The organism is Ekhidna sp. ABH4_415 (assembly GCF_056161305.1).
The window spans coordinates 1-25,113 of the sequence record NZ_JBSWYW010000006.1; the positions used below are offsets into that span (position 1 = coordinate 1).

The following is a 25,113-nucleotide window of genomic DNA, read 5'->3' on the forward strand; positions in this document are numbered from 1 at the left end:
AACGTAACGGATCCTGTTGGCAACCAGGATGCAGCGACGAAGGCATATGTAGACACGCAGGTAGGGAACCAGACGTTAAATGAGGCGTACATCGATGGCAACACGATCACCACTTCACTCGCTGAAGGGGATGTAGTGATCACGGGAACCGAGCAACTGGTGGTATCTACTACCAATGGAGTGGATGTAACGAACAATGCAACTGTGGGCGGTACCCTTGGAGTGACGGGTGTAACCACATTGAATGGCAATGTAACATTAGGTTCGGATAATCTGGATGATATCACTTTGAATGGAGAATTTGTAAACAATCCGGTCTTCAATAGAGGTACGGCAAGCACAACCCTAGATTTTGGTACTCCGACAGTTGCTAATACGATCAATATCCCAACATTTGATGATGCTGATGATATTACCACTATGGTAGGAACAGATTTAGCTCAAACACTAACCAATAAAACCATTGACGCAGACAACAATACCATCACGAATATTGGATCTGCTGAGATCACTAACTCATCTATAGCAACAGCTGATATCGGTGATGATCAAGTAACGGCAGCAAAGATTGGAACTGCAGGAGCAGGTGATGCAAATAAAGTTCTGGCAACAGATGCTTCAGGTAATCCTTCTTTTGTTGGACCGGTTGCGTTTGAAGCATATTTAACTGCAGGATATACACCTGGCGCCTCTTCAACAATCACTTTTGACAATGAAGTAACAGATACAGGAGCAGATTTTGACCCATCTACCTACACGTTCACAGCTCCGGTGACAGGATTATATCATTTTGAAGTACAGGTAGATATCATCTACAATAGCGCAGCACCTATAGATGGATCATATTCCTTAATGGTGAATGCTGCTGAAGTTGCAAGAGCAAATGCGATTGGGGCAAATTCTGGAACTGGCTCATATCCGGCAACATTAGTTTTATCAAAAACGATTTTATTGAACGCTAATGATGCTGTAACAGTCCAAATGAATATTTCTAGGGGTGTTAACGGAACAAGGCCAAGAACATTCTTCTCAGGTTATTTAATTCGTTAATGATGAAATGTCTTAGATACATATCACTTTTCTTTCCACTGACCCTTTTCGGGCAGATGCATATCCAAGGTAATGCCCTTGTTCATGTAACTGAAGGCGCCAACCTGGAGGTAGGGGGAGACCTGAACAATGAAGGCGTAATTCAGAATGTTGGAAGAATTACACTTTATAAAAATTGGATTACTAACGGAAACTTCAATGGAATAGGGGGCAGTATACAGTTCATTGGATTATCTGACCAGTTAGCTCCAACAGGTGAGTTGACCACCAGTGAACTGATTATTAACTCCCTGGGAAATGTAAGTTTTCCCGGATCGGAATATACAGTGTTGGATCGTTTAGACCTTCAATTTGGTAATATCATACCAAATGAAAATACTCGGTTTGTACTTGATCAGAATGCGCAGGTTTTTGGGGGTTCTATTGATTCATATTTTGAAGGACCCCTGATAAACAAAGGAAGTGGAATTAAAATATTTCCGCTTGGATTTAACGGCATTTACGCACCACTCACTTTGCTGGATGTTTTTGGGGTTGATACAGAAATACAAGCTTCATATTCTCGTGATAATCCGGTGGATCCTATTCCAGGAGATAGTGTTCTTGGTGTTTCGCACCGAGGGCTTTGGGAGGTAGAATTGTTAAATGGTGGAACTGACGCTACACAGGTTGAATTACAGTTTAGTGAAGAAGACTTAAGCGATTTCAGGCTTACTAACAACATTAGGCATAGGGTAAACTCACCTGTTATTGCTTATTCCGCCAGTCAGGAAGGAGCCTATGAATCTCTTGGGCAAGAGTCATTACTTAATTCTGATACGCTTACGTTCGGAACGATAATTGGAAAGGAGCCTCTGGCGTTGAGCCTTGGTCAAAAACTGTATCTTGCCATGGCGTTAGCGCCACGGATTCCAGATGTAGGCCTTTATTATATCCCCGAAGCTTTTTCACCACAAGCCAGTGACTCAAGGAATCAGACTTTCCGTGTGTTTGGGGAGGGAATTCAAGAAGATGGGTTTGACCTGCAAATTTTCAATCGTTATGGAGTTAATGTTTTTTCCACTCAGTCATTTGCTGAAGCAAATCAGGTTGGATGGGATGGAGAAAATCAAAAAACAGGAGCTGACGAACCAACTGGGATCTATTACTATACTGTCAAATTTAGATTTAGGACGGGTCGACCTGTTCAAAAGTCAGGGATCTTTTACTTGATAAGATGAAACGAATTGCCACCATATTCTTTTTGATCTCTGCCTTTCTTTTGAATGGACAAGATGCTCAATTTTCACAGTACTATGCTGCATCTCTGTATCTGAACCCTGGATTCAGTGGGATATACAATGACGCATCTATTCACATGAACCACAAAAGACAGCTACAAAGTGTTGATGTAATCAATGAGTTGACACAGGTATCATTCATTTTTCCAATTAAACCTAATGGACCCTATGAAAGGTCAATTGGAGGAGCAGGGATCATGGCCTTCAATGAGAAAAGTGGGTTTCGTGGAGTATACGAGAAAAGCTCGATTTTTGCCAACTACGCACATAATATCAAGTTCGGGTTGTTAAGTACTTATCTGGTTTCTGTTGGTGTTCAGGTGGGTTATGAATTGAGGAAACTAGATTTTAGCAACCTCTCCTGGGGCTCTCAATACAACCCATTTTTTGGTTACGACAACACATTACCTATTCCGGTCACAGAGTTTAATGATCAGCAAAACAACATTGTGGTGAATGCTGGTGTCATGTATTATTTTAATCCGGAACGAAATTATCTACTTCATACTTACAGTGGGTTTTTGGGAATATCTGCCACGAACTTAAACAGGCCAAACACATCATTTACTACGGACATTGAAAGTGATGCCCCAATGCTTTTTAAGTATAATGGTGGTATTGAGTTTAAGTTCGACAAGTATTTTATTATGCCCAGCTTACTCTACCTGAACCTAAGAAACAACCATCAATTTAACGCTGGGTTGAACGTGGCATACTCCCCCAGCGCGGGTCGGTATCGCGCTAAGGGCAGCCAGTTACTTTTTGGTGTCTGGTATCGGTTGAGAGACTCATTTATTTTCATGGGTGGCGTCAAGCTGCAGTCACTCGTTGTTAGAGTGAGCTACGACATGAACAGCACTTTGTTTGATCCGAACAGAGACATTGATCTTGCTCAGAACTCAATGGAGATATCGATTCAATACTCATTGTCAAAAAATGCTAATTCAAGAAGAGCGTCAAACCCACTCTTCTAATTCTTCTTATAGATAATCAACCTTTGACCAGGTGTTAAACTTGATGAGTTTAGTCTATTCTGCTCCATAATTATTTCTTCGGGAACGTTGAATTTTTTTGATACACTCTCCAGTGTCTCACCTTTTTGTACGAAATAAACAAAATCACTATCGTTTTCTATGTCTGCAGGTACGAGCAAATCGTAGTTTGGTGTTACTTCCTGCTTAATTCGAATCGGTTTGTATGCCTGAAGGTCTCCACCCTCAAGTCCGTTTATCCTTCTGATATCAGCATCTGAAATATCCATTGAACCTGCTAAGCTTGCTATGGTGGCACCTGGTCTCACCAGGAAGAATTTGCCAAAATCTTTACGACCTTTACTAATAAGTCTCACATCTATCCGCCTATTTAGCTGTCTTCCGAATGGACTGTTATTATCAGCGATCGGATTTTCAGAACCGTGCCATATAACAGAAATATCAGATTTATCTATTCCCTTTGAAATGAGATAATCCCTTGCAGAATATCCACGATCCTTACTTAACCCAAGGTTGTATTCTGCCGATCCTGTGGCATCTGTATGAGATTCAATTTCAATTTTAGACCCCCCGTTTTCGAAAGCCGCCGCAACGTCATCCAAAAGAATTTTTACTTCAGGTCTAAGTTCTGATGCATCCACATCGAAGAATGCTCTAGTAGCATTGGTAACAAGGGTAGCGGTTTTGGTTCTCCTGCCTTCCACTACGAAATCTTCAAGGGATACAGATTCTGCATTATTGGCTTTTTTGAAGGTTAAATCATACTTAGCCGGATGTACTGTGAATTGAAATTCGCCGGCTTTATTTGTATACCCTTCAATCACAGTCTTGTCACTATCAAAAGATATAAGTGTGATAGAATAGGAAGAAAGCGGACTGCCTGAATTACTACCAACAAGACGGCCATTAATTATGATTTCATCATAGCCTTCAATTTTATTGATAGGTAGTCCAATCCGGATCTCATCCATTTCTTCAGAAGCCAGAATGTCTTCTGCACCAAGAATTTTTTCTGCACCTGTATGCTCGATATTTTCTGAGGCAGCCAGGGCCATTATATCCACAGGGGCTGTGTCCACATCTTTGGCATCTACAGCGAGATTGTCAGTTAGGATTCGTTGGTTGTTGAATCTGAACTTTTTAATCTTTTCCAGAAGGTCATTCTCACTAGCGGATAACCTGCCCCGCGCATTCGCATCTTGCGGTGGAAGAACATATTTACCATTTCTTTTTGGGAGACCTTTGTCCAGCACTATTCTACTGATAAAGCCTTTTCTATCCTCGGCCAAATTATCGTAATAGACAAATGCATCACGTACATAAGCCTGCTCATTTGGCTTGATCTCCTTACCAGAGATTTTCTTAGCCAATGCTGCGGTATAAACCCGCTCTTTGCTCGATAGTTCAGACATTCTAAATTCATCTCTTAATCTCAGTGATCTGTCTGAGTATTTGAGTGTGATGTAATCCAAGGCGATTGTGTTATCAATGGCTCTCTTTTTAGCATCACTCAAAGATTCATATTGATTAATATCAGCTTGTGTAAGGGTAGCAGATGGGTCTCCTGTGATAGGTTGTCCGCTTTGAGTAACAACTGGAGTTGCCGGGTTCATGAATACAGGCTCAGGCTGTGTCATATAAGAGTCATAAGCAGACCTCACAAATCGTTCTACCGCTCTTCTCTGATCCTCATTCAATTCAGGACGCATCTCTAACAGCTTGCTAATCGTTTCATCAGCATTGTCTCCAATCGCAGACTGAATTTCCGATTGGGAGAAGGTAGTTTCTGTTAAGTAGATACTCGAATTCGCAAGGTTCGAAATCTGTTTAAGAAGGAGTTTATCCAATCTGTTCTGATCAGCAGAGTTCTTATTTTTGAAAACCTCCAGATCTGAATTTTTGATGTTTTTATCAAAACTCTCAAGATCTGACACCATAAAAGTGCTAGCAATTGACTTTAATCTTTCCTTGTCAATATCATCAAGAGATTCGTAATAGTCACGGTCTTCCTGAAGGAGCTTATATTTTTCCTCGTTGCTCAATCCAATCAATCGCTCTCTAACTGCCGCATTCACATCTTCCACAGCATCCTGATTGTCTCTTAGGAAAACTTTCTCATTCATATCTAATGAGATGGCTCCAAGGTTTCTTTTTTGCTTAAGATATTTAATAGCAATACCATCGATGCTTTTTTGCTCCTTTGGAGCGAATGAGTTGTAGGTAGGAGTAGCAGGCCTAAAAGCCTGAGCATTTTTCAATCGATCTGAAATAAGCACATCGATTTTCTCCCTTTCATCCGAACTAACTGAGCTATAGAAACCAAACACGTCGTTGGACATGCTCACACTGTTACCCATACCTTGTTGTTCCAGATAAGTGGTCACGATGTTATCCACCTTTCTTCTCTTGTCCACACTTAATTGCTGGTAATAATAGTCATCTTCCGTGCGAATGGACCGAATCATATTGCTGGTCATTTTTCGCACTCGAGCTTTCACAATTCGATCAATTCTTTCCTTATCGTCTTTGCTAAGTGCATTATATACCGCAAGCTGCCTGTCTGTTAAGATCAGATCAACATCTGAAACAGATGAGGAGAGCATTCGAGATATGATTTGATTGATTATCTCCGTTTCGTTGCTATCAAAATTATAGTCGTCAGTAAACAGGGAGTTTCTTCCTGCGATTGTTCCCTCACTTGATACCTGCGAAATGATGTTTCTTTTAGATTCGATATTAAAACCGTAAATATCAAACTGGCCTACACCTTCTTCTCTGTTGGAGGATAAGTATCCCTTGTTATTACCTAAGAAAAAGAAAATATCATCCCGGAATGAGTTGAAAGGGATACCTGCATTGTAAATTTCTGCTGATTCAAACTTTGATCCGCGAGCGACAAAGATGTCATATCCACCAAATCCCCTGTGTCCATCAGACGCAAAAAAGAGCACTCGTTCTTCAGCATCGTAGAATGGTGAGATCTCATTAAATGGTGTGTTTATTTGATTGCCCAGGTGCATTGGGGGCCCCCAATTATCACCTCCTGAATTGATACTCATATATAAGTCTAATTTACCCAAACCACCATCTCTATCTGAGGCGTAGAATAGTGTGTCTCCACCTGGTGTTAGACTAGGGTGTTTGGAGTTAAACTTATATTCATTGATGTTATGATTTAACGGTTGTGGCTCTGACCACCTGTCGCCCTCTAATCGGGACATATAAATGTGGCACACTCCACCCTCTTCGTCACAATTAGTATAGTAGAACTTATTCCTTTCTCTATTGAAAGTGCCTGATCCGTCTCCATATTTGGTATTAATGATTTTCTCGAATCTGTCTTTGGGGTCATATTCTTCCCAGCTTCCATTCCTATTCGTAAACCTAAATATGTCAGCGAATGCTTCTCCAAATTGGTTGTCTACCAGACTTCCTTTCCCGCTGCTTCTGGCGGATGTAAGACATACTACTCCATCATCTCCGATGCTAAATGCAGCATAGTCGTTGTACTCGGAGTTTAGCGGTGCACTTAAAGGTTGAAATTGATAATCTGGATGCACCATGGTAATTTGATTAAGTGCAAGTTGGCAACCATCTATTTCAATTTTCGCTTGTTTATAGAAATAGCGATATTTTTCAGATTCGTGATCTCCATTCGCAACCAAAAGTCTTCGGAATTCCTTGAAGTTTTTAAGAGCCGCATCATATTGCCCTTTGAGTTTTTGCATCTGAGCATGGTAATAACCTGCAAGCGGGTAGCGGGAATCTTGACCGTCTGAGGTAACCATCTCATAGTAATACTCTGCATTTTCATATTGCTGAGTTAATCGATAGCACTCTGCTAGCTGGTACTGCGCTTTTATATTTTCCGCATTTTCATCTAAAGCTGCTTTGTAATAGCGAATGGCTCCCATATAATATCCATCCCGAAAATCTTCATCACCCGAAATGGTTAGAACTTGAGATCTGCGCTGATCTTGAGCTATAGCTCCAGAGGCAATCAATAGTGCGAATAGAAAAACAATCTTTTTCATTTCTTTAAGTTTATTCAATACCTGTAATCATAAAACCACCCCATATCCTGGGGTCAGGATATTTAGCTCGTAATTCAAGTTGTGCATGTTTTAACGAACTTCCGATCTTTTTGGTCTCATTGTATTTTTTATAGAAGAGTGTTAATATCTCCTTAGTAACATCTTGTTCTGACTTTAATACCCTCATCAGTAAGTTATGGGCACCTGCTACCATGAATGCTCTTTGTAATCCGTATGATGCGTTAGCAGTGCTTGAGTTTGTCTGGTTAACGATATCAGAAACTACCACTAGCTTAGTTTTTGTTAAATCAAGATTCATGATTTCATGTGTACTTAGAATCCCATCATTTTCTGAAATCGTACGAATTCCCTCCAAAAACCTGGAATAAGATTCTGAGGCACCTGAAAGATAGATTCCGGATTGAAACAATTTACTAGTCAATGGGCTTTTCGTTCTGATGTATTTGAATTTGTCTTCAAAAAAACCATACGCATCAATGTGGAGTACCGTTGGATTAAATGCTGATCTAATTCTTAATTCATTGGCATTTTCTCCTTCATAAGACCTTACACTCCAACCCACAGGATCAAAAACTTCTTCACTTAAACCTGAAATAACAGGCAGCTCTCCAAGATCAGCCGGATCGCTGATTTCACTGCTTACGTAATCTGGGTTGGAGAAAATGTATGCGCGTTGGCTGTACACGACTGCATTTTCCCGAAACAGATCGTGTGGACTGGAAAGGTTTGTAACCAGGTAGTCATCTATCACATGGTTTTTACCTGAAGTTTTAAAAACGTTTGGGTTGATTCCGTGAAAAATACCATCTGATCCCAGTCGTACAAAATCTACATCTTTAACACGGTCATGAATGGGCTTCCAAAGGAGCTCAAAAGAACTCTTTCCTTCGGTATTCCCATTGAGGTAGTCTCTGTATTTGTTTAAATATTGTGGATCGGTAGTTGCTTCTGTGCCAATAATTTCGAATACCGGCTCATCCTGATTGGGCAGGAAAATCACTGCCAGATACTTGGTATAATTAGTAAAGCTGAACAATGTACCCTGGGCTTGATCCAAAGATTCAAACTCTCTTATTTGGATGACCTCTACAAAGGCCTCATTCGGTCGAACTTTTTGCTGAACAGATTGCCAGTTTTCACGAAAACGCTGAAGTGAGCCTTCGAAGTTATCGATACGTGAAATCAAATTATCCTCTAATCTTTCAATTCGGGTCTCTTCATATTGGAGGTTTATATTTAAGTCTTCCAGTTCATGGATGCCCATTTGGAAATAACTCGCGAGGAGCCGTTTATCCGACTGCCACTGACGGTACAATTCTTTGAGCTCATAATCATCGCTCTCCTGAACTTTTTCCAGCACCTTGTCTGAGGTGCTAAATAATATTCCTTTGGTTTTGACATGAAAGTCATAAATATTCTTGATCAGTTCTGGTTTTTGATCTAGTAAACCGAAAGCAATGAAATTATATCGATCAATGCTTTTGATGATGCCATCATAAAAGGATTGGCGATCTATCTCACTCATAATCGGGAATAGTGTATGAATGCGGTCTATTTGAATGCTAATCGATTCACTGAAATATTTTTCTGCGTTGGAATAGTTTCCTATTGCAAGCGCATGCATGCCCATGTATTCCAGTGCGCTTCCATATGCAGGATGATTTTCTCCCAGCACTCTGGCACGGATTTGAACGGCTTCCTCATAGAATTTCGAAGCTTCGCTTTCTCTGCCATTAGCACTACATAAAATGCCAAGGTTAATCAAGGTTGTGGCATAATCCGGATGCTCCTTGCCATATATACGTTCATCTATTTTTAGTACTTCCCGATAATATTGTTCAGCCAGGTAAGTGTTTCCTAGTTTTCTTTCAACACGGGCAAGGTTATTAAGTGCATTAGCGTAATACGGATGACTTTCACCAAACTTCAGTTTATAAGTTGTAAGTGCTGCATTGAACATATCACGGGCATCTACAAAATTTCCCTCAGCAATGGCCAGTGCACCAAGATTATTTTTGGCAGTAGCATAAAATGGATGATCAATCCCTACATTTTCTTCACATTCTGCAACCACCTCATTGAACATTGCCTTGGCATTTTCATATCGGCCAAGCTGATGATAAAGGATACCAAGATCATTCAAGGTTTCTATAATCAGAATGTCAGCCTCATCAGGGATCGTTCTTTTAAGTTTCAATACCGTTAACAAGGTTTCTTCTGCCTCATCGTATCGACCCATCCTTTCAAAGAAAATAGCTAAATGTTCAAGAGATTCAGCACGCTGGACGGCAAAGTCAGGCCCTAATGACTCGTAAATAGTGGTACTTAAGTTGATGAATTTTTCCCCTTCTTCCGGATCTCCGGTAAAAATGAGAATTCTACCTTTATGCATACATATCTCTGCAAAATCGGGTGAAAGGTCATTCCCGGAAGCAACAAGTTGCTCATAGCTTTCATTATAGATACTCAGTGCAAGGGTGTAGGATCCTGCTTCTTCATACACAAAACCAAGTTTCGATCTTGCGATCCAATATTGAGCATTGGCGTTTGGAAGTTTTTCTAAAATATCAAGAGACTTTTGGATGTATTGCCTTGCCAGATCAAACTCCACCTGATCGAGGTAAAGCACTCCCATATTTAAAAGCGCTTCTGCGTAATCACGCTGGTTAGGAATTCCAGCTTCCTCGTGATAAAGTATCGAAAGGTTCAGGTATCGTTCAGCTTCGAATGGATCAAGCAAGCTATAGTGTAGATAACCTAGATGGTTATAGACCTGTGCACGCTGATGATAGGTCAAATCATCTTCATAGTTTTCAATTATTCGCTTAAAACTGTCTCTGGCTCTTTCCCAATGATTTCTCTCGAGGTTTTGAGTAGCCTCAGAAATTTGAGAATTGATGTTTTGGGCATATGATAGCCCCAAAACCATCGAAAAAATTATACAGGCGAGTATGTTTTTCATGGTGGTGGAAAAATACTTAAGAACAAAGCTACATGGATAATTAGCAAATGATGAATTAAGTATTGAATTAAAGGAGGAATTTTTTGGAGTTAAAAAGGTTTAAGTAACCTGAACGTTAAATTTTCGGTAAATGCCTTTCTTTGCCAGACAAAACAGGACACATGATTGGAAAGCTAAAAATCTATAATTCCCTTACCAGACAAAAAGAAGAGTTCCAACCACTACACCCACCACATGTCGGGATGTACGTTTGTGGCCCTACAGTTTACAGCAATGTACACCTCGGAAATGTTCGAACTTTTCTAAGCTTTGACGTAGTATATCGTTATTTACAATTTATTGGCTATAAAGTGCGATATGTGCGAAATATCACTGATGTAGGCCACTTATCGGATACTGGAGAGGATAAAATCTCAAAAAAAGCGAAGCTGGATCAGCTGGAACCAATGGAAATCGTGCAGATGTATGCCAACGATTTTCATGATGTCATGAAGCTTTTCAATGCGATCCCGCCAGACATAGAACCATCAGCCATTGGGCACCTCATGGAGCAAATTGAGATGACGAAAAAGCTGATTGAGAATGGTTATGCGTATGAGTCGAATGGATCGGTATATTTCGACGTAGAGAAATATCATAACGCCTCAGATCATGCGTATGGGCAGCTTTCAGGAAGAAAAATCGAAGACCTAATGAGCGAGACCCGAGATCTGGATGGAGGGTCCGATAAAAGGAACCCATTGGATTTCGCCCTCTGGAAAAAAGCTGCTCCCGAACATATCATGCGGTGGAAGACCGAATGGAGTGATGGTTTTCCTGGTTGGCACCTGGAGTGCTCAGTAATGAGTACCAAATACCTTGGAGAAGCGTTTGATATTCACGGAGGTGGTATGGATTTGCAATTTCCTCACCATGAGTGTGAGATTGCGCAGAATGCCGGAACCTACGGAAAGGGTGGCGCTAAATATTGGCTGCATACTAATATGCTTACCGTGAATGGACAGAAGATGAGTAAGTCATTAGGTAATTCTTTCTTACCTAGAGAACTAATGTCTGGAGATCATGAACTACTGGAGCGTGGATATAGTCCAATGACTGTGCGATTCTTCATGATGCAATCGCACTATGCTAGTACATTAGACTTTTCCAATGAGGCGCTGGAAGCGTCACGCAAAGGATATGTTCGGCTTGCCAATGGGATGCGGATCATGCATGAAATGGAGTGGAAGAAAGATGATGGCGGACTGAACGAAAAGCAGGTAGAGCAGATCAATAAAATCTGTGATAACTGCTACTATGCCATGAACGATGACTTCAACACTGCCCTTACAATCGGTCACTTGTTCAACCTTGTGAAGAAGATCAATTCGCTGCATACCGGTCAATTGAAATACGGTGAAATTGGAGAGGAAACCTTCAAGCGAATGAAAGAAACCTTCCTAGGCTTTACCGAAGAGGTGCTGGGTCTTAAGGTTGAGGCTGATGTTGATTACCAGGCTCTCATTGAAACGATTTTGGGTGAGTATAAGGACGCCAAGTATAACCGGGACTTTGAGCGGGTAGATAAATTACGTGCTGAGCTCAAGGCACAAGGCATAGTGGTAAAGGATATGAAGGAAAAGATTGAATGGGCATTTGAGGAATAGCGTTTCGCGAAATCAAAAGAAAAAGCTCATATAAAACGTAGGCAGATTCTCATCCTCCCCAAAGGCATAGTTCACATTCAGGACCACAGTGTTGAGAGGACTCAGCCAGATGCCCAATCCTTTTCCCTGATGCCATTCATTGGAGTTTTCTCCATCAACCCACACTCTACCCACATCATGAAAAGCCAGCAGCCCGAACTGTCCGGGGAAAATGTAGCTTCTGAAAGACGCGATTTTTAATCGCAGATCCAGATTGTGATAAAAGGAGGATTGCCCATAAAAACGTGTTCTTCGGAAACCTCTAAGATTGGTACGTCCTCCAAGGATGCTCGCATTGAAGAAGTCCAAGTTATCAGTCGGAATATATGACGCACCCAATCGATTGGCTATAACTAATCTGGATGGGAGCCGGGTTGTAAGATAAAAGGCCCACTCAGCATTGTATTTAGTCGTATTTTCTGAAAAGTCAGTAAGTGCTTCCAGGTGTTCTATTTCTGCTCTGGCTGTCATTCCTGCCTGAGGTAACACCTTATTATCCCTAGAGTCAAAAACAATACCGGTGGCGAAGCGTGCATATCGGTTTTCCTCAAAATCATTTACATCTGTGGCTTGGTCAGAGATGAAACGATTGGCCGTGTTTTCTACCTCTACTGATTTGTATCCTGTACTAATGTAGAATTTAGCTTTTGCTCCCACCTTCCTGGATACCCCCACATTCAAATCCAGCCGATCCATGCGAACCCGGTAATAGTCGATTGGGTCATCGTCAGGGGATACAAACTCGTCCATTAAGAATTCTGTCTCGTTTCCAAATCCAAAGTAGTTATTTACGAAGTATGGTTCCTGCCATAGCACCGATGTATTCAAGTCCCAGCGTCCAAGAGCATCTGTGTAATCACCTGTATAATCGAATTGGTATGATCCTGTCTCAAAAGCGCCAATGGCCTTGAAGGTATGTTTTGCCGCAAAAGGCTCTTTTCTCCAACCGTGCTTGGTGTACGCAAATCCTCCACCTAGAAAAATTCCATCATCCGGGTTAATGGCGGCAGTGACCAGAGGCATTAAGATGTCATACTTGAAAGCTTTTCTGTCGTATCGGTTGATGTCCGGTCTGTTACTTAGCTTTAATATGCCTTTGGAGTTTCCCTGAACCAGGGTGATTTTATAGCGATCGTAAACCTTTACTTTTTTCAGTCTCTCATCGGCATTTCCATTGATGACCAGGTCCTTATCAGTACCTCCAATGATCCTAACATTGATTTTTGAGTCAGCTCCCTTTATCTCGAACACATCCTCTCCGTCAAAACCGTAAAGCCTGATTTCTTTGGTCTCGTCAGCCTTGAACAGGCGCTCATAGATAACCTGCTCCAGCTCTCCATCCTTTTTTCTTTTCCGAACGGTCACTTTCGCTTCTTCATCACCCAGGTGTTCCACTAGAAAATATTCATGCTTGTCAGAGCCGGTGATTTCCACTTCTTTGGATAGAAATAGATAAAGCTCCCAGGCATAAGACTCCATATTTTCTCTTCTGGCTTTCAGCCCTTTTTTGATTCGTTCCCCTGTGATCTCTTGAATTTGATCAGGCCATTGGGCAATCGCATGGTCAATAACATCATCGGTCAGGTTTTCTTTTAAAAACCGGATCTGTTCTTGCCAGTCGTTCCAGTCTGGTTCATTCATAAATGTCCGGTCAAAGAATCTTGCATTCTGGCTCAAACCAGGTGCCCAATCTACCTCTTCATCAAACCCTTCAATTTTTGGTAAGGCCCACTTTCTAGCGGCAATTTTTGGAATGATTCCCTCATTGATGAAGAAGGCCTGATCCCGATCTCTTGGGATAGGTCGATAAATATTTCCTTTTTTCTTGTCTATCTGCGCCCAGCGCCACTGATCATCGTGGCGGTCCCAGTCTCCAATCCAGAGGTCAAACAGCCGATTTCTCACCACAAAATTTTGGTCTACCTCATTGTCATTATCCTCTCTCAGGTTTTCAAGGACTGTATCGGTCCCGTCAATATCTTCTCCACCGCCAAAATGAGGATCACGAGAGGCTGCTTCATTGGGTCGCTCTTCATAAAGTGCAAGCGTGCCAGCAAATGTGCTTCGAAATTGACCCAGCCGTGGATCATCCGGGATGAAAACCGGCTTAGGATTGGTGTGATAGATGCCAACAGGCTCTGCGAGGTGGGGTACTATGAAAGCACCGTAAGGGTGAGAGGCAGAAATCTGATCTTCAACAATGTCCTGAGCGAATGTTTTTTGCAGTGCGGAAGGAATGGCATTTTCAGGATACTTTTCAATAGAACGGAGCACATATTGTCGACCATCTTTGGCTTCCATCCTCAAAGATTTGGTTTGCATTCCCCCACCTTTTTTCACCACTTCCAATCCGCCTTTTTCAGCGCCTATATCAAAAACCTCAACCTCAACAGGAGTGCTCCATACACCTCTGTAATTCTTGCCCAGCCACCGATGTTTCCCCTTATCTCCTTCATATTTTTTGCTGGCAACTACGGTGATTGTGCTATCGGAAAAATATAGTAGCTGCTTTTCGTTCAATGTTTCTTTCAGGTCTTTTTCATAGAGATTCGTTTGAAAAAGAGGCCCATCATTGATGCCGAAGTATGATACATCAGCACTGCCATTATCATCCAAATTAAGTAAGGCAAAACCTTGCTCCTCTTTCGCAAATAAACTTCCCTTTCCCTTTTTCACATGAGAGGTTTTAGAGCCTGAGCCGCTAACAATAAAGTGATGACCATCTTTTTGAATCAGCTGCAGCGAATGCTCGTGACCGCAGGCGTAAATCACATCTTCGGCTTCATTCATAGCAGCCACCACCTGGTTCATAACTGCCCGGTATTTAGGGTGGGTGTTATCCTGAATATTACCAATAAACCGGCGAAAAAGTGGCTGAATGCTACCAAGAACTGGCAGTGGTTTCATTTGATCTTTAAAGCTGAAATTCCCGTGATGCTCGCCATAGGTATAAATGGGATGATGCGCTGCGATGAGGATATGCTTTCCTTTGTTTCGATTAATGATGGTTTTCAAGTCCTCCAGCGCCTCAATTGTGGACTTGTTTTCGCAGTTGTCATCTTCGTCTGGCTTGTCCCAGCCATGCAGAAAGTACTGCGTATTTAGTATAACAAGCGTTGATTTTTCACTCATTGGGATTTCAACAGGTCCCGGGCAACCACCTAAAGGCAGCAATACATCTTTTCCATCAAAATACTTGCGAATGAATCGCTCCATATTCAGAGCATATTGCCATCCATACTTTCTTCCCTGAGCCCAGTCATGATTCCCGGGGATGATATAAGCCGTACCCGGAAAAGCCTTCATTACCTCCAACTGGGGAATGAGTTTTTTTTCCATCTGCTCCCTTTTAGGATCCTCTCCATCAGGCAACCCTTTTGGGTAAATGTTATCACCTAGGAAGATCAGGAAATCATCTGCTGTGGCACCTTTGATTTTTTCTTTGAGCATTTCCAGGTTTGGGTCAGGCGATTTTGGCTCACCCGCATCACCAATCAAATAAACTTGCTGCCCCCACGAGAGCGATGGAAGAAGGAAGAATAGCAAAAGCAGTCTCATGGGTTTGTTCATTGCATGTCAAATTTTAAGATGTAGCCCCTATCACCCTCACCTTCGCTGCTGATGTACATGTCCCCGTCAGGAGAGAAACAGATGCCCTCTGGCTGACCAAGGATTCGAGGTGATATAGGATAAGTACCCAAAATTTTTCCCTGGGGAGAAGCTACCACTAGCATCTTACCGACAGAAGATAGAATGTAATAATGGCCTGAAAGAGGATGGATGGCAATCGCAGAAGGTTTAAATTTTATTCGTTTCCTTTCATAATCAAAGTCTTTGTTTTCTTCCCAAAACCTTTCCAGTTCTTCAGGACCAATTATAAAAATGGGTTTTTTGGAAAGTTCTTTTCTTTCAAGGTGAAAGGAATAAAATGCTCTTCCTTTAATCTTTTTTTCTCCTATGTGTCCTTTCTCTTTACATGCGATTAGAAGAAGGTTTCGCTGCGGATCATATCCAAGGCCTTCGGTATCATTGTCATTATGAAGGGGGGTCTCATATTTTTTTGATGTGACTTTTTTCTCCTGGCCGTATTTAAAATGGAAGATATCTCCATCGTGTTTGAGGACATATATGTCATTATCAATGAGTTCTACGCCTTCATAGTCGTCCGACTTGTAAAACTGGATGGAGTGAACAATTTCTTTTTTCGTGAGGTCATACTCAAAGACCTTCCCGGACTCATCATCAACCGCAAGAATTTGTGATGGAGTCTTGAAAGTCAATCCCGAAATTTCTTCCAATACATAAGGTAAAAAATGTTTTTCACTTGGCCCTTTTAGGTCATATGTAAAGTCCAAATGGGTATCGACCAGAAAGAGGCTGTCGGCATGTTGACCAAAAGAAGAGGAGGAACAGCCTGGAGTGAAAGAAACCACCGCAAGGAACAATAAAACAAGTGTTGTGTTCTTTATTAAATTCATTGGTCGATTTAAAATGTCAAGCCTACAACACTAAAATGCCTAATTTTTGTTCTATTTTGTGAATTGATTTGGAAAGAATGAAGTCGAAGAGTCAAATTCTGGGTCTGGTTAAAGATTATGCTATCAAGGTATTGACCAAAAATTTGCCTGATGACATGACTTATCATTCTATCAATCACACTCTGGATGTGGTGAATTCTGCAGAGGAAATTGCTGAGGAGCAACACTTAAGTGAAGAGGAAAAGGAGGTCATTTTAATATCGGCCTGGTTTCATGATATTGGCTACACGGAGGGAGCCGAAAGTCATGAAAAAAATGGTGCTCGTATGGCTCAGGAGTTTCTGAGGAAACACAATTATCCGGAAAAGAGAATTGAAGAAGTGGCTGGCTGCATCATGGCGACTCAAATGCCACAGAATCCGAGGAACATGCTGGAGCAGGTCATCTGCGATGCTGATATGATGCATCTGGCAGATCACAATTATTTTGCAAAAGCAGATTTATTACACAAGGAATTGGAGAAAACGAAAGTTTGCAAGATACCTGAAGCGGAGTGGCTGGAGATGAATCAGGAGTTTTTGGATAAGCACTGTTTTTTTACCGAATATGCCAAGAATAATTACGAATCTGCTGTTAAGGAAAACCTTAAAAAAATACGGGATCGGCTAAAATCATGGAAGAAAACGAAAAAGTAGAAGAACTTGAAGAGAAGGTCACCAAGCTGAAGAAGAAGGTGAAAAAGGCGAAGGAACTCAAGCCGACACGTGGCATTGAGACGATGTTTCGTACCACTTCAAAAAACCACATGGAGCTTAGTGCCATCGCTGACAATAAAGCCAATATTATGATCTCGATCAATTCGATTATTTTGTCCGTGCTGGTGTCTGTGTTAATCAGAAAGCTGGAAGAATATCCGCATATGACTGTGCCGGCGATTATGCTTACGCTGGTGTGTCTCACCACTATCGTTTTTGCTGTACTAGCCACCCGACCAAACGTTACCAAAGGCAGATTTAAGCATGAGGACATCATCAATAAGCAGACGAATCTTTTATTCTTTGGAAATTTTCATCGAATGAAATTTGAGGATTACGAATGGGGAATGAAAGAGATGCTGAAAGATGCTGATTACCTCTATGGAAGTATGATCAAAGACATCTATTTCCTTGGAGCTGTCCTAGGAAAGAAATATCGTTTGCTCAGGATTAGTTACACCATTTTCATGTTCGGGTTTGTGCTGGCCATTCTTGGCTTTATCGTTGCGGAGCTCTTCTTCAAGTCTCCTTACCCTTATTGATCTTTCAGGTAATTGTATGTCGCCATTTGCGCTCTTATTTTATGCTCGAGCTTTGGTCTTTCGTTTTCCATCTTTGGAGAAAGCCACACTCCTTTAATGTCGTCTTTCCATTGGAATTTTAAAATGGTCAGAATCTCCTGTTTCATACGATCATTGATGATAGGAAAGCAGACTTCAATCCTTCGATGCAAATTTCGATTCATCCAATCGGCAGAGCCGAGGTATATCTCCTGCTCATCATTATTGTGAAAATAAAACACCCTTCCGTGCTCCAGGTATCGATCGACGATACGTTTCACTTTTAAGTCTTTGTCTGGAATCAGACAGCAAATGCTGCGTACGATCAGTTTTACATCTACTCCCTTGCTGCTTGCCTCTTCCAGTTTTTTAATCAGTGTTTGTTCTTGCAGGTTGTTAACCTTTAAGATGATACGTGCCTCCCGTCCCGCTTCTGCATGATGAATCTCACGATCTATCTTCTCAATGAACTTCTCATAGGCTCCAAACTGGGAAACAAGGAGTTTTTGAAAAGGAGGAGGAGTATACTTGGTAAGGAGGTACTGAAAGACGTGATGCAGTTCTTTTGTCAATTGGTCATCGGAAGTCAGCAGCCCATGATCGCAATAGATCTCAGATGTTTTTTCGTTTAAGTTTCCAGTTCCAAAGAACCCATACATTTTTTTCTTTTTTCGTACCAGAGCCACTTTCGCATGGACTTTCAATCCCGGAAGGCTATAAATGATTTTAACTCCTGCTGCGCGCATTTTTCTTGCCCAGTCCAGGTTGTTTTTCTCATCAAATCGGGCTTTGACTTCCATAAACACTGATACTTTTTTTCCATTATTCGAAGCGCTTATAAGAGCTTCTGCAATGGTGGATTTCTTCGCCATTCGGTAGAACGTCACATTGATTTCTTCTACCTCCGGATCAATGGAAGCTTCATTGAAAAACTGAAGGACATAATCATACGACTGATAAGGGAAATGAAGCAAATGATCCTGCTCTTCGAGTTTTTTCAAAATGGATCTGGAGCCTTGCAAAGTGGGTGCTGGCGCGTAAGGCTGATGTGGATAATTTAATTCCGGATCGTTAATGTTGATCTGAAAGAAATCATTGAGGTTATGATATCTGCCTCCTGTGACTACATCATCTGAGGATAGCTGAAGCTGACCAGTTAAAGTAACCAACATTTCATCTGGCATTTTGATGTCAAATAAAAACCGCGCAGGAGTGCCCAGGTTTCTCTTTTGAATTTGCTTCTCTATTTTCCTTACCAGGTTTCCGGAATACTCATCGTCAATCTGAAGCTCTGCATCTTTATTTAGTTTAATTGAGAAAGCCCCTTTGACTTCCTTCTTCGGGAATATCAAATCCAAATGCAAGCGAATCACATCGTCTAAAAAGATGTAGTATGTATCACTCCCAACCTGAAATTGTGAAAATCGAGAGAGATGATCTGTTGGAATGTTTAGGATAGAAATATCATCACCAGCAAAATGGACAGCCATGTAAATGGCCTGATTATCCAGAAAGAGCTCGGTATTTTCATCCAATTTTTTTGGTTGCAAAAAGGCTGAAACATACGTCTTAAAGTAGTTGAGTAAGTCACCATTTAAATCAGAAGGAATCTCAACTGTATCTGTACAAATGAAGTGACCTTTATCTTTGAGCTGATCAATAATCTCGCGCATTGCGTGACCATATTGATCGAGTTGATGACTCACTTCCTGATGAATATCCGCTAAAAGTGTTTTAGCATCAAAATCAAGCCTCTTGTTGATCTTTTTCTTATCGATTCTTTTAATATTACGAATGTCAGCTACTCTAACCCGAAAGAACTCATCGAGATTGGAGGAGTAGATTGCAATAAATCGCAAACGTTCCAAAAGTGGGACACTTTCGTCCATTGCTTCCATTAGAACACGGTAGTTGAATGAAAGCCAACTGAGATCTCTGTCGAAGTATTTCACTATCAGGCCAGTTTGATTATTTCCATTTCCTGATCAATTCCCTTGAGCTTTACATGGCCTATGGAAATTCCATTCGTAGCAAGGTGTTTCACATCATTGTAGAATTGGGAGGAGACCAACCAGGAGCAATTATAATCTTTTGTGAGCTGTTCTAGCCTCGCAGCAGTGATTACCGGAATGCCAGATATAGAAAATTGTTGGCGGGTGCTATTACCAATGTTTCCGGCAATTATTTCCCCATTGTGAATGCCTATTCCTACCTTGATTTCTTCGTTCCATTCAGACTTATTCATTCGGCTTACTGTGGAAAGGATATCTCGTGCTGCTTTAAAGGCATTCTCAGGCGCATCCCCTTCTTCAGAGGCAAAGGAGGCCATAAGACCATCACCCATTAGCTGATTGATCATGCCATTATTTTCATGAATGCAATCCATGATGGGACCAAAAAAGCGATTCTGAAATTTATTGACCTCTTCAGGCGAAAGCAGCTGCACTCGTTTCGTGAAGTCTCGAATATCCAGGAACAAAACAGAAGCTCTGATCTTGAAGCTGGCCCCATCTGTTTGTGTTAGGGCTTGCACTACTTCTTTGGAAACCTGCTTGCTGAATAGCGATTCAATCTCATCACGCTCTTCCTGCGTTTTAATGGAGATGGTCAGCCTTTTATTTAGTTCCTTGGCAACAAGTCCGGCACAAATACCCGCAATAAAAAACATGATTGCTTTGGTGTAGTAGACAATTGAAGGAAGCATGGAGCTAGTATCATATGTATCAAAAGTCCAGTAAATGATTCCAACATAGATAGTTGCGATAAGGGCGCCATTGAGAAAGCTGATCCAAAAGTTCAAGTAAAGTGCTGAAACGATAATGATTGGAACGAAAATGAATATAAGCGGAGAGTCAAGAAAAATGCTGTTTCCTTCCCATTTTATAATAAAATAAAGCCAAATGAAAGGCACCACTGAGTCGGAGATCACTGAATAGTATTTATACCAAATAGGAAGAGGGTTTTCGCAATCCGCAATTTTCCCAACTATCCACCTGGAGAACAAAAGGATGACTATAAAAACGGCAGCCGTAAGAACCCCTAATTTTATACTTCTACTGTCAATAAACGTATCCGAAATGGAGGTAGGGAAGAAAATCATGTTGGTCAATAGCAAGATCAACACAATGAGAAGGATGCCAATAAAAATCTCCAGCCTCCGCTTTTCGGTTTTTACAACCTCCAGGTCAATGCATTTTTCTAACTCGTCTAGTTGCATGAGGGGTTTTCCTTTTGGTCAGATAAGCGTAATTTTATTAATGCCCAATTAATAAGAGCAAACAAAGGTCTGTAAGTTCCTTTAAGTCTTAAGTAAATTAGATGAATATACGATTATTAAATGATGAGGATTTAATCCCACTATACCGAACGTTCACCTCAGCATTCGCAAAAAATGAGGTACGATTCGAACCCTCTCTGGAGGAGTTTAATTACCGTATCCATAAAAAGCTATTACTTGATCGTGTGATTTCTGCAGCGGCATTGGATGGAGATGAGATGGTAGGGTTTATTCTACATAGTTCCAGTTTGTATCAGGGAATCCCCACGGCATACAATGGCGGTACAGGAGTTCTTCCGGGTTTTCGGAACCAAAATGTTGCTGCACAGATTTATGACTATCTGATCCCACGGGTTCAACAAAAATCGCTTGCACGTATTCTATTGGAGGTTGTGGAAACCAACATATATGCTATCGCTCTTTATGAAAAAATTGGCTTTACATTTAAGCGCCGGTTTAAGTGTTACAAAAAAATAAAGGACCTTGATGCGACATTAGAGGTAGATGTAAAGGAAGGAGATATGAAAGATGTGGATTTTTCCTTTATTGATTTTCATCCTTGCTTTTTGGATAGCGAGGAGCATTTGAAACGAGGAAATGAAAAAGTGTTGATTACCAGGAATGCGGAGGGGAGTCTTACTGGATACTTGATCATGCAACCACATCTGGGTCGAATCTCACAAATTGCAGTGGATCGATTACATAGACAAAGTCGAATTGGCCAGTCATTGATCAGAAAAGCACAGACGCTTACAGATAAGCCATTAACTATTATGAATATTCCTGAAGATGAGATTGGTTTCGATGTTTTCTTAAAGGGTTGTGGATTTGAAAATCAGGTCAATCAGTTTGAAATGGAATTGATAATTTAGGTGATGCTTTTCTCACAGCTGCAAAAAATCACCGGAGGTAAATGTCAAATCTCAAAGGATGCGGAGATCATTCATTTTTCAACTGATACTAGAACCATCTCGGGAAACAGCAATGAAATTTTTGTGGCAATAAAGGGGAAAAGAGATGGGCACGAGTTCATTCCGGCAGCCATTTCACAGGGAGTTCAAAATTTCATTGTAGAAAAAGAGGTAGACCAAACAGGCCTCAATGTCCTGCAAGTCAATGATTCCGTGGAGGCACTTCAGATGATAGGGACTCATCATCGAGCGGGGTTTGATATTCCAATGGTTGGGATCACGGGGAGTAATGGAAAAACGACAGTAAAAGAGTGGCTTTCAACCATCCTCTCAGAAAAATATTTTGTTGTCAAAAGTCCTAAAAGCTTTAACTCTCAGATTGGAGTTCCTCTTTCATTGTTGGAGATTAGAAAAGGTCATGAAATTGGTGTTTTTGAAGCAGGAGTTTCTAAAGTTGGTGAGATGGAGAAACTGGGAGAGATTATTAATCCTACCATTGGGATTTTCACCAATCTGGGAGAAGCACATGATGATGGTTTTGAATCCAAAGATCAAAAACTACATGAAAAGTTAAAGCTATTTGAAGGATCACGAAAAGTCATTTGCAGGAAGGATTCAGCATACTTTAATTCGATTGAGGAAGATTTAGGAGAAAAAGTGAAGGCCTGGAGTCTGGGAGAGGGGGCAGATTATCACGTGAAGTGGGAGCATGGAAAAATTGAGATTAATGATGCGATATATACGACTGATTTTGACACTAAAACACAATTGGAAAACCTGACGCATGCAATAATAACAGCCAGTGAGTTGGGATTAGATCGAGATCAAATTCAAAAGGGCATTGATTTGATTGAGGGGGTACCAATGAGACTTGAATTGAAAAAGGGTATCAATGGGTGCTACATTTTGGATGATTCATATAACAACGATGAAGCTGGGCTTAAAGTGGCGTTAGATTACCTGGAATCCCATAAACAAAACCCGAAACGAACGTTGATTTTATCTGATATTCTGCACTCGGGAAAAGAGGATAAAGAACTCTATTCGGATATAGCCAGTCTTATGCAGTCGCGGAATGTCTCACGCTTAATAGGAGTGGGAGAAAAGATTAAAGCTTCATCAAAGCTCTTTCCTCAGGGGTCACTTTTTTTCGAGAGCACAGAAGAGCTTCTTGAAAATATGCCTCCGTTCAATGAGGAAATGATCGTGGTGAAAGGTGCAAGAAATTTTGAACTGGAGCGAGTAGTCCAACGGCTGGAGGAAAAAAGCCATGGTACAGTACTTGAGGTAAACTTTGAGGCACTTCTTCATAATTTGAACCAATACAGAGCACTATTAAAGCCTACAACCAGGCTAATGGTGATGGTAAAGGCCAATGCCTATGGGAGCGGGCTTCTGGAAGTGGCAAACTTTCTGCAACATCAGCGGGTAGACATGCTGGGTGTGGCATATGTAGATGAGGCCATCCAATTGAGGAAGAATGGGATCAACATTCCGATCATGATCATGAATCCTCACATCGAAAGCTTCGAACAGTTTGAACGATATGATCTGCAGGCAGAAATTTTCAGTATTTCACATTTAAAACGCTTACTTAAAGACACCAGGGAACACCCGAAAATACACATCAAAATTGACACGGGTATGCATCGGTTAGGATTTTCCCCTGATCAATTAGATGAGTTAATAAATCATTTAAAGGCTAACACTCAGGTGAAGGTTGAAGGGGTTTTTACACACTTTTCCAGTTCAGATATGGTAGATGAGGATGCATTTACAATCAATCAGGCTCGGCTCTTTGATGAAGCATATGCACGAATCGAAGAAGTCATTGGCTATTCCCCAATCAGGCATACATGCAACTCACCCGCTATGGTTAGATGGCCACAGTATCATTATGATATGGTCAGGCTAGGTATCGGGCTGCATGGGTTTGATCCGACCGGCAAACTTGATTTAAGAAATAGCAGTCAATTAAAAACAGTTATATCTCAAATTCAAAATCTGAAGGCAGGTGATACGGTAGGGTACTCTCGTATGGGTAAAATAAAAAGAGATAGCAAAATTGCCATCCTTCCGATAGGATACGAGGATGGCTACTCACGATCTTTTGGCAATGGAAATGCTTTCGTGGAAATAGACGGTGAGTTGTGTCCTACGGTTGGAAATATTTGCATGGATATGACAATGGTAGATGTGACTGATGTAGATGCAAAAGAAGGTGGCGAGGTAGTGATATTTGGAAAGAATCCAACCATCAAGGAATTAGCCAAGTGGGCGCATACCATCCCTTATGAGATTCTCACGAATGTAAGTAACAGGGTAAAAAGAGTTTTTATTTCTGAGTAAATTCATGTCATGAAAACACGCCCAATCATAAAGTTCAGAAATGGTTTTTATGGCTTTTTGTGTGTTGGAGTAGCACTTTATGCCCTTTCACATTTGTTCAGAGAGGACTTCTATTCCTTTAAAACCAATGGCGTAGCTGAGCTAGCAACCTGGCGTGTGGCATTTCACATGCACTTTCTGGGAGGAGCTATTGCGCTAGGGATCGGATGGCTACAGTTCCTAAAAAATTTCAGATCAAAACACTTGAGTCTTCATAAAAAAATTGGATATGCTTACATAGTAGCTATTGTTTTATGTAGTTCACCGGCTGCTTTTTACATGGCATTATACGCCAATGGTGGTTTTAATAATGTGGTAGGATTTGGGATGATGGCTATTTGCTGGTTTGGGTTTACGGTCATGGCTTTTATGAGCATCCGGAAAGGTAGCATAGACGCACATGAGCGATGGATGATCAGAAGCTTTGCTGTCACATTGGGAGCAGTGACCCTAAGGATATTCATGCCAATGATGATAATAATGGGAATTTCAGAGATTGAGGCGTATCAAACCATTGCCTGGTTTTGTTGGGTGCCTAATCTCTTCGTAGCGGAGTGGATTATCCAGCGAAAATATTTACCCTCCGCATCCTAGAAATTTTTTGAAGTCAACATCTTTCGGAAATCCCGTCTCTTCTTTTTCTTCTTTCGCTTTGTTTTCTTCCTTCCTGGCTTTTTTATCCGCTTTTTTCTTCTTTTTTTCCATACCCTAAGTTGCTTA

General features: G+C 41.1%; 16 protein-coding genes. 9 read left to right on the top strand and 7 right to left on the bottom strand.

What is annotated here, in order from left to right:
- From ACXAH9_RS11190 to ACXAH9_RS11200, 3 genes are all read left to right on the top strand, one after another.
- On the top strand, window positions 1-1,050 hold a 1,050-nt coding region (locus tag ACXAH9_RS11190), incomplete at its 5' end, for a C1q-like domain-containing protein (protein WP_474894950.1).
- 2 nt (window positions 1,051-1,052) lie between these two features.
- Window positions 1,053-2,270, top strand: coding sequence for a T9SS type B sorting domain-containing protein (locus tag ACXAH9_RS11195; protein WP_474894951.1), 1,218 nt, complete (start codon window positions 1,053-1,055; stop codon window positions 2,268-2,270).
- A complete protein-coding gene (locus ACXAH9_RS11200) occupies window positions 2,267-3,304 on the top strand; it encodes a PorP/SprF family type IX secretion system membrane protein (RefSeq protein WP_474894952.1) in 1,038 nt (345 codons plus the stop codon). The genes ACXAH9_RS11195 and ACXAH9_RS11200 overlap by 4 nt, the downstream gene beginning before the upstream one ends.
- Here ACXAH9_RS11200 and ACXAH9_RS11205 read toward each other — a convergent pair.
- The gene (locus tag ACXAH9_RS11205) at window positions 3,301-7,356 is read right to left on the bottom strand and encodes an OmpA family protein (protein ID WP_474894953.1); all 4,056 of its coding nucleotides are present in this window, start codon (window positions 7,354-7,356) and stop codon (window positions 3,301-3,303) included. The genes ACXAH9_RS11200 and ACXAH9_RS11205 overlap by 4 nt on opposite strands.
- Window positions 7,357-7,366: 10 nt before the next feature.
- Complete coding sequence (locus tag ACXAH9_RS11210; protein ID WP_474894954.1) at window positions 7,367-10,339, bottom strand: CHAT domain-containing protein; 2,973 nt, start codon at window positions 10,337-10,339, stop codon at window positions 7,367-7,369.
- Window positions 10,340-10,500: 161 nt separating this feature from the next.
- Between ACXAH9_RS11210 and cysS the strand changes: the two genes are divergently transcribed.
- Window positions 10,501-11,985 carry a cysteine--tRNA ligase gene (cysS, locus tag ACXAH9_RS11215; RefSeq protein ID WP_474894955.1) on the top strand — a complete coding sequence of 495 codons (1,485 nt, stop codon included), beginning with the start codon at window positions 10,501-10,503 and terminating at the stop codon, window positions 11,983-11,985.
- Between the two features lie 12 nt (window positions 11,986-11,997).
- Here cysS and ACXAH9_RS11220 read toward each other — a convergent pair whose 3' ends face one another.
- Window positions 11,998-15,594 carry a BamA/TamA family outer membrane protein gene (locus ACXAH9_RS11220; RefSeq protein WP_474894956.1) on the bottom strand — a complete coding sequence of 1,199 codons (3,597 nt, stop codon included), beginning with the start codon at window positions 15,592-15,594 and terminating at the stop codon, window positions 11,998-12,000.
- Window positions 15,591-16,502: an SdiA-regulated domain-containing protein gene (locus ACXAH9_RS11225; RefSeq protein WP_474894957.1), complete on the bottom strand. Its 912-nt coding sequence runs from the start codon at window positions 16,500-16,502 to the stop codon at window positions 15,591-15,593. The genes ACXAH9_RS11220 and ACXAH9_RS11225 overlap by 4 nt, the downstream gene beginning before the upstream one ends.
- A 77-nt stretch (window positions 16,503-16,579) precedes the next feature.
- Here ACXAH9_RS11225 and ACXAH9_RS11230 point away from each other — a divergent pair, with 77 nt between their 5' ends.
- Both ACXAH9_RS11230 and ACXAH9_RS11235 read left to right on the top strand, forming a co-directional pair.
- Window positions 16,580-17,197 (top strand): HD domain-containing protein, encoded by a 618-nt coding sequence (locus ACXAH9_RS11230; protein ID WP_474894958.1) that lies wholly within the window; start codon window positions 16,580-16,582, stop codon window positions 17,195-17,197.
- Window positions 17,176-17,799 (top strand): Pycsar system effector family protein, encoded by a 624-nt coding sequence (locus tag ACXAH9_RS11235; protein ID WP_474894959.1) that lies wholly within the window; start codon window positions 17,176-17,178, stop codon window positions 17,797-17,799. Before ACXAH9_RS11230 ends, ACXAH9_RS11235 begins: the two co-directional genes overlap by 22 nt.
- Here the strand turns inward: ACXAH9_RS11235 and ppk1 are convergent.
- Both ppk1 and ACXAH9_RS11245 read right to left on the bottom strand, forming a co-directional pair.
- Complete coding sequence (gene ppk1 / locus ACXAH9_RS11240; RefSeq protein WP_474894960.1) at window positions 17,793-19,769, bottom strand: polyphosphate kinase 1; 1,977 nt, start codon at window positions 19,767-19,769, stop codon at window positions 17,793-17,795. The genes ACXAH9_RS11235 and ppk1 overlap by 7 nt on opposite strands.
- 2 nt (window positions 19,770-19,771) lie before the next feature.
- Window positions 19,772-21,034 (bottom strand): adenylate/guanylate cyclase domain-containing protein, encoded by a 1,263-nt coding sequence (locus ACXAH9_RS11245; RefSeq protein WP_474894961.1) that lies wholly within the window; start codon window positions 21,032-21,034, stop codon window positions 19,772-19,774.
- Between the two features lie 101 nt (window positions 21,035-21,135).
- Here ACXAH9_RS11245 and ACXAH9_RS11250 point away from each other — a divergent pair, with 101 nt between their 5' ends.
- The 3 genes from ACXAH9_RS11250 to ACXAH9_RS11260 are packed head-to-tail and all read left to right on the top strand — an operon-like array spanning window position 21,136 to window position 24,987.
- On the top strand, window positions 21,136-21,966 hold the full coding sequence (locus ACXAH9_RS11250; protein WP_474894962.1) for an N-acetyltransferase family protein: 831 nt from the start codon (window positions 21,136-21,138) through the stop codon (window positions 21,964-21,966).
- 3 nt (window positions 21,967-21,969) lie between these two features.
- Window positions 21,970-24,354 (top strand): bifunctional UDP-N-acetylmuramoyl-tripeptide:D-alanyl-D-alanine ligase/alanine racemase, encoded by a 2,385-nt coding sequence (locus tag ACXAH9_RS11255; RefSeq protein WP_474894963.1) that lies wholly within the window; start codon window positions 21,970-21,972, stop codon window positions 24,352-24,354.
- A 9-nt stretch (window positions 24,355-24,363) separates the two neighbouring features.
- Entirely contained in the window at window positions 24,364-24,987 is a 624-nt protein-coding gene (locus tag ACXAH9_RS11260) for a DUF2306 domain-containing protein (RefSeq protein ID WP_474894964.1), read from the top strand.
- Here ACXAH9_RS11260 and ACXAH9_RS11265 read toward each other — a convergent pair.
- The gene (locus ACXAH9_RS11265) at window positions 24,970-25,098 is read right to left on the bottom strand and encodes a hypothetical protein (RefSeq protein ID WP_474894965.1); all 129 of its coding nucleotides are present in this window, start codon (window positions 25,096-25,098) and stop codon (window positions 24,970-24,972) included. The two genes, ACXAH9_RS11260 and ACXAH9_RS11265, sit on opposite strands and share 18 nt — an antisense overlap.
- Window positions 25,099-25,113 lie beyond the last annotated feature (15 nt).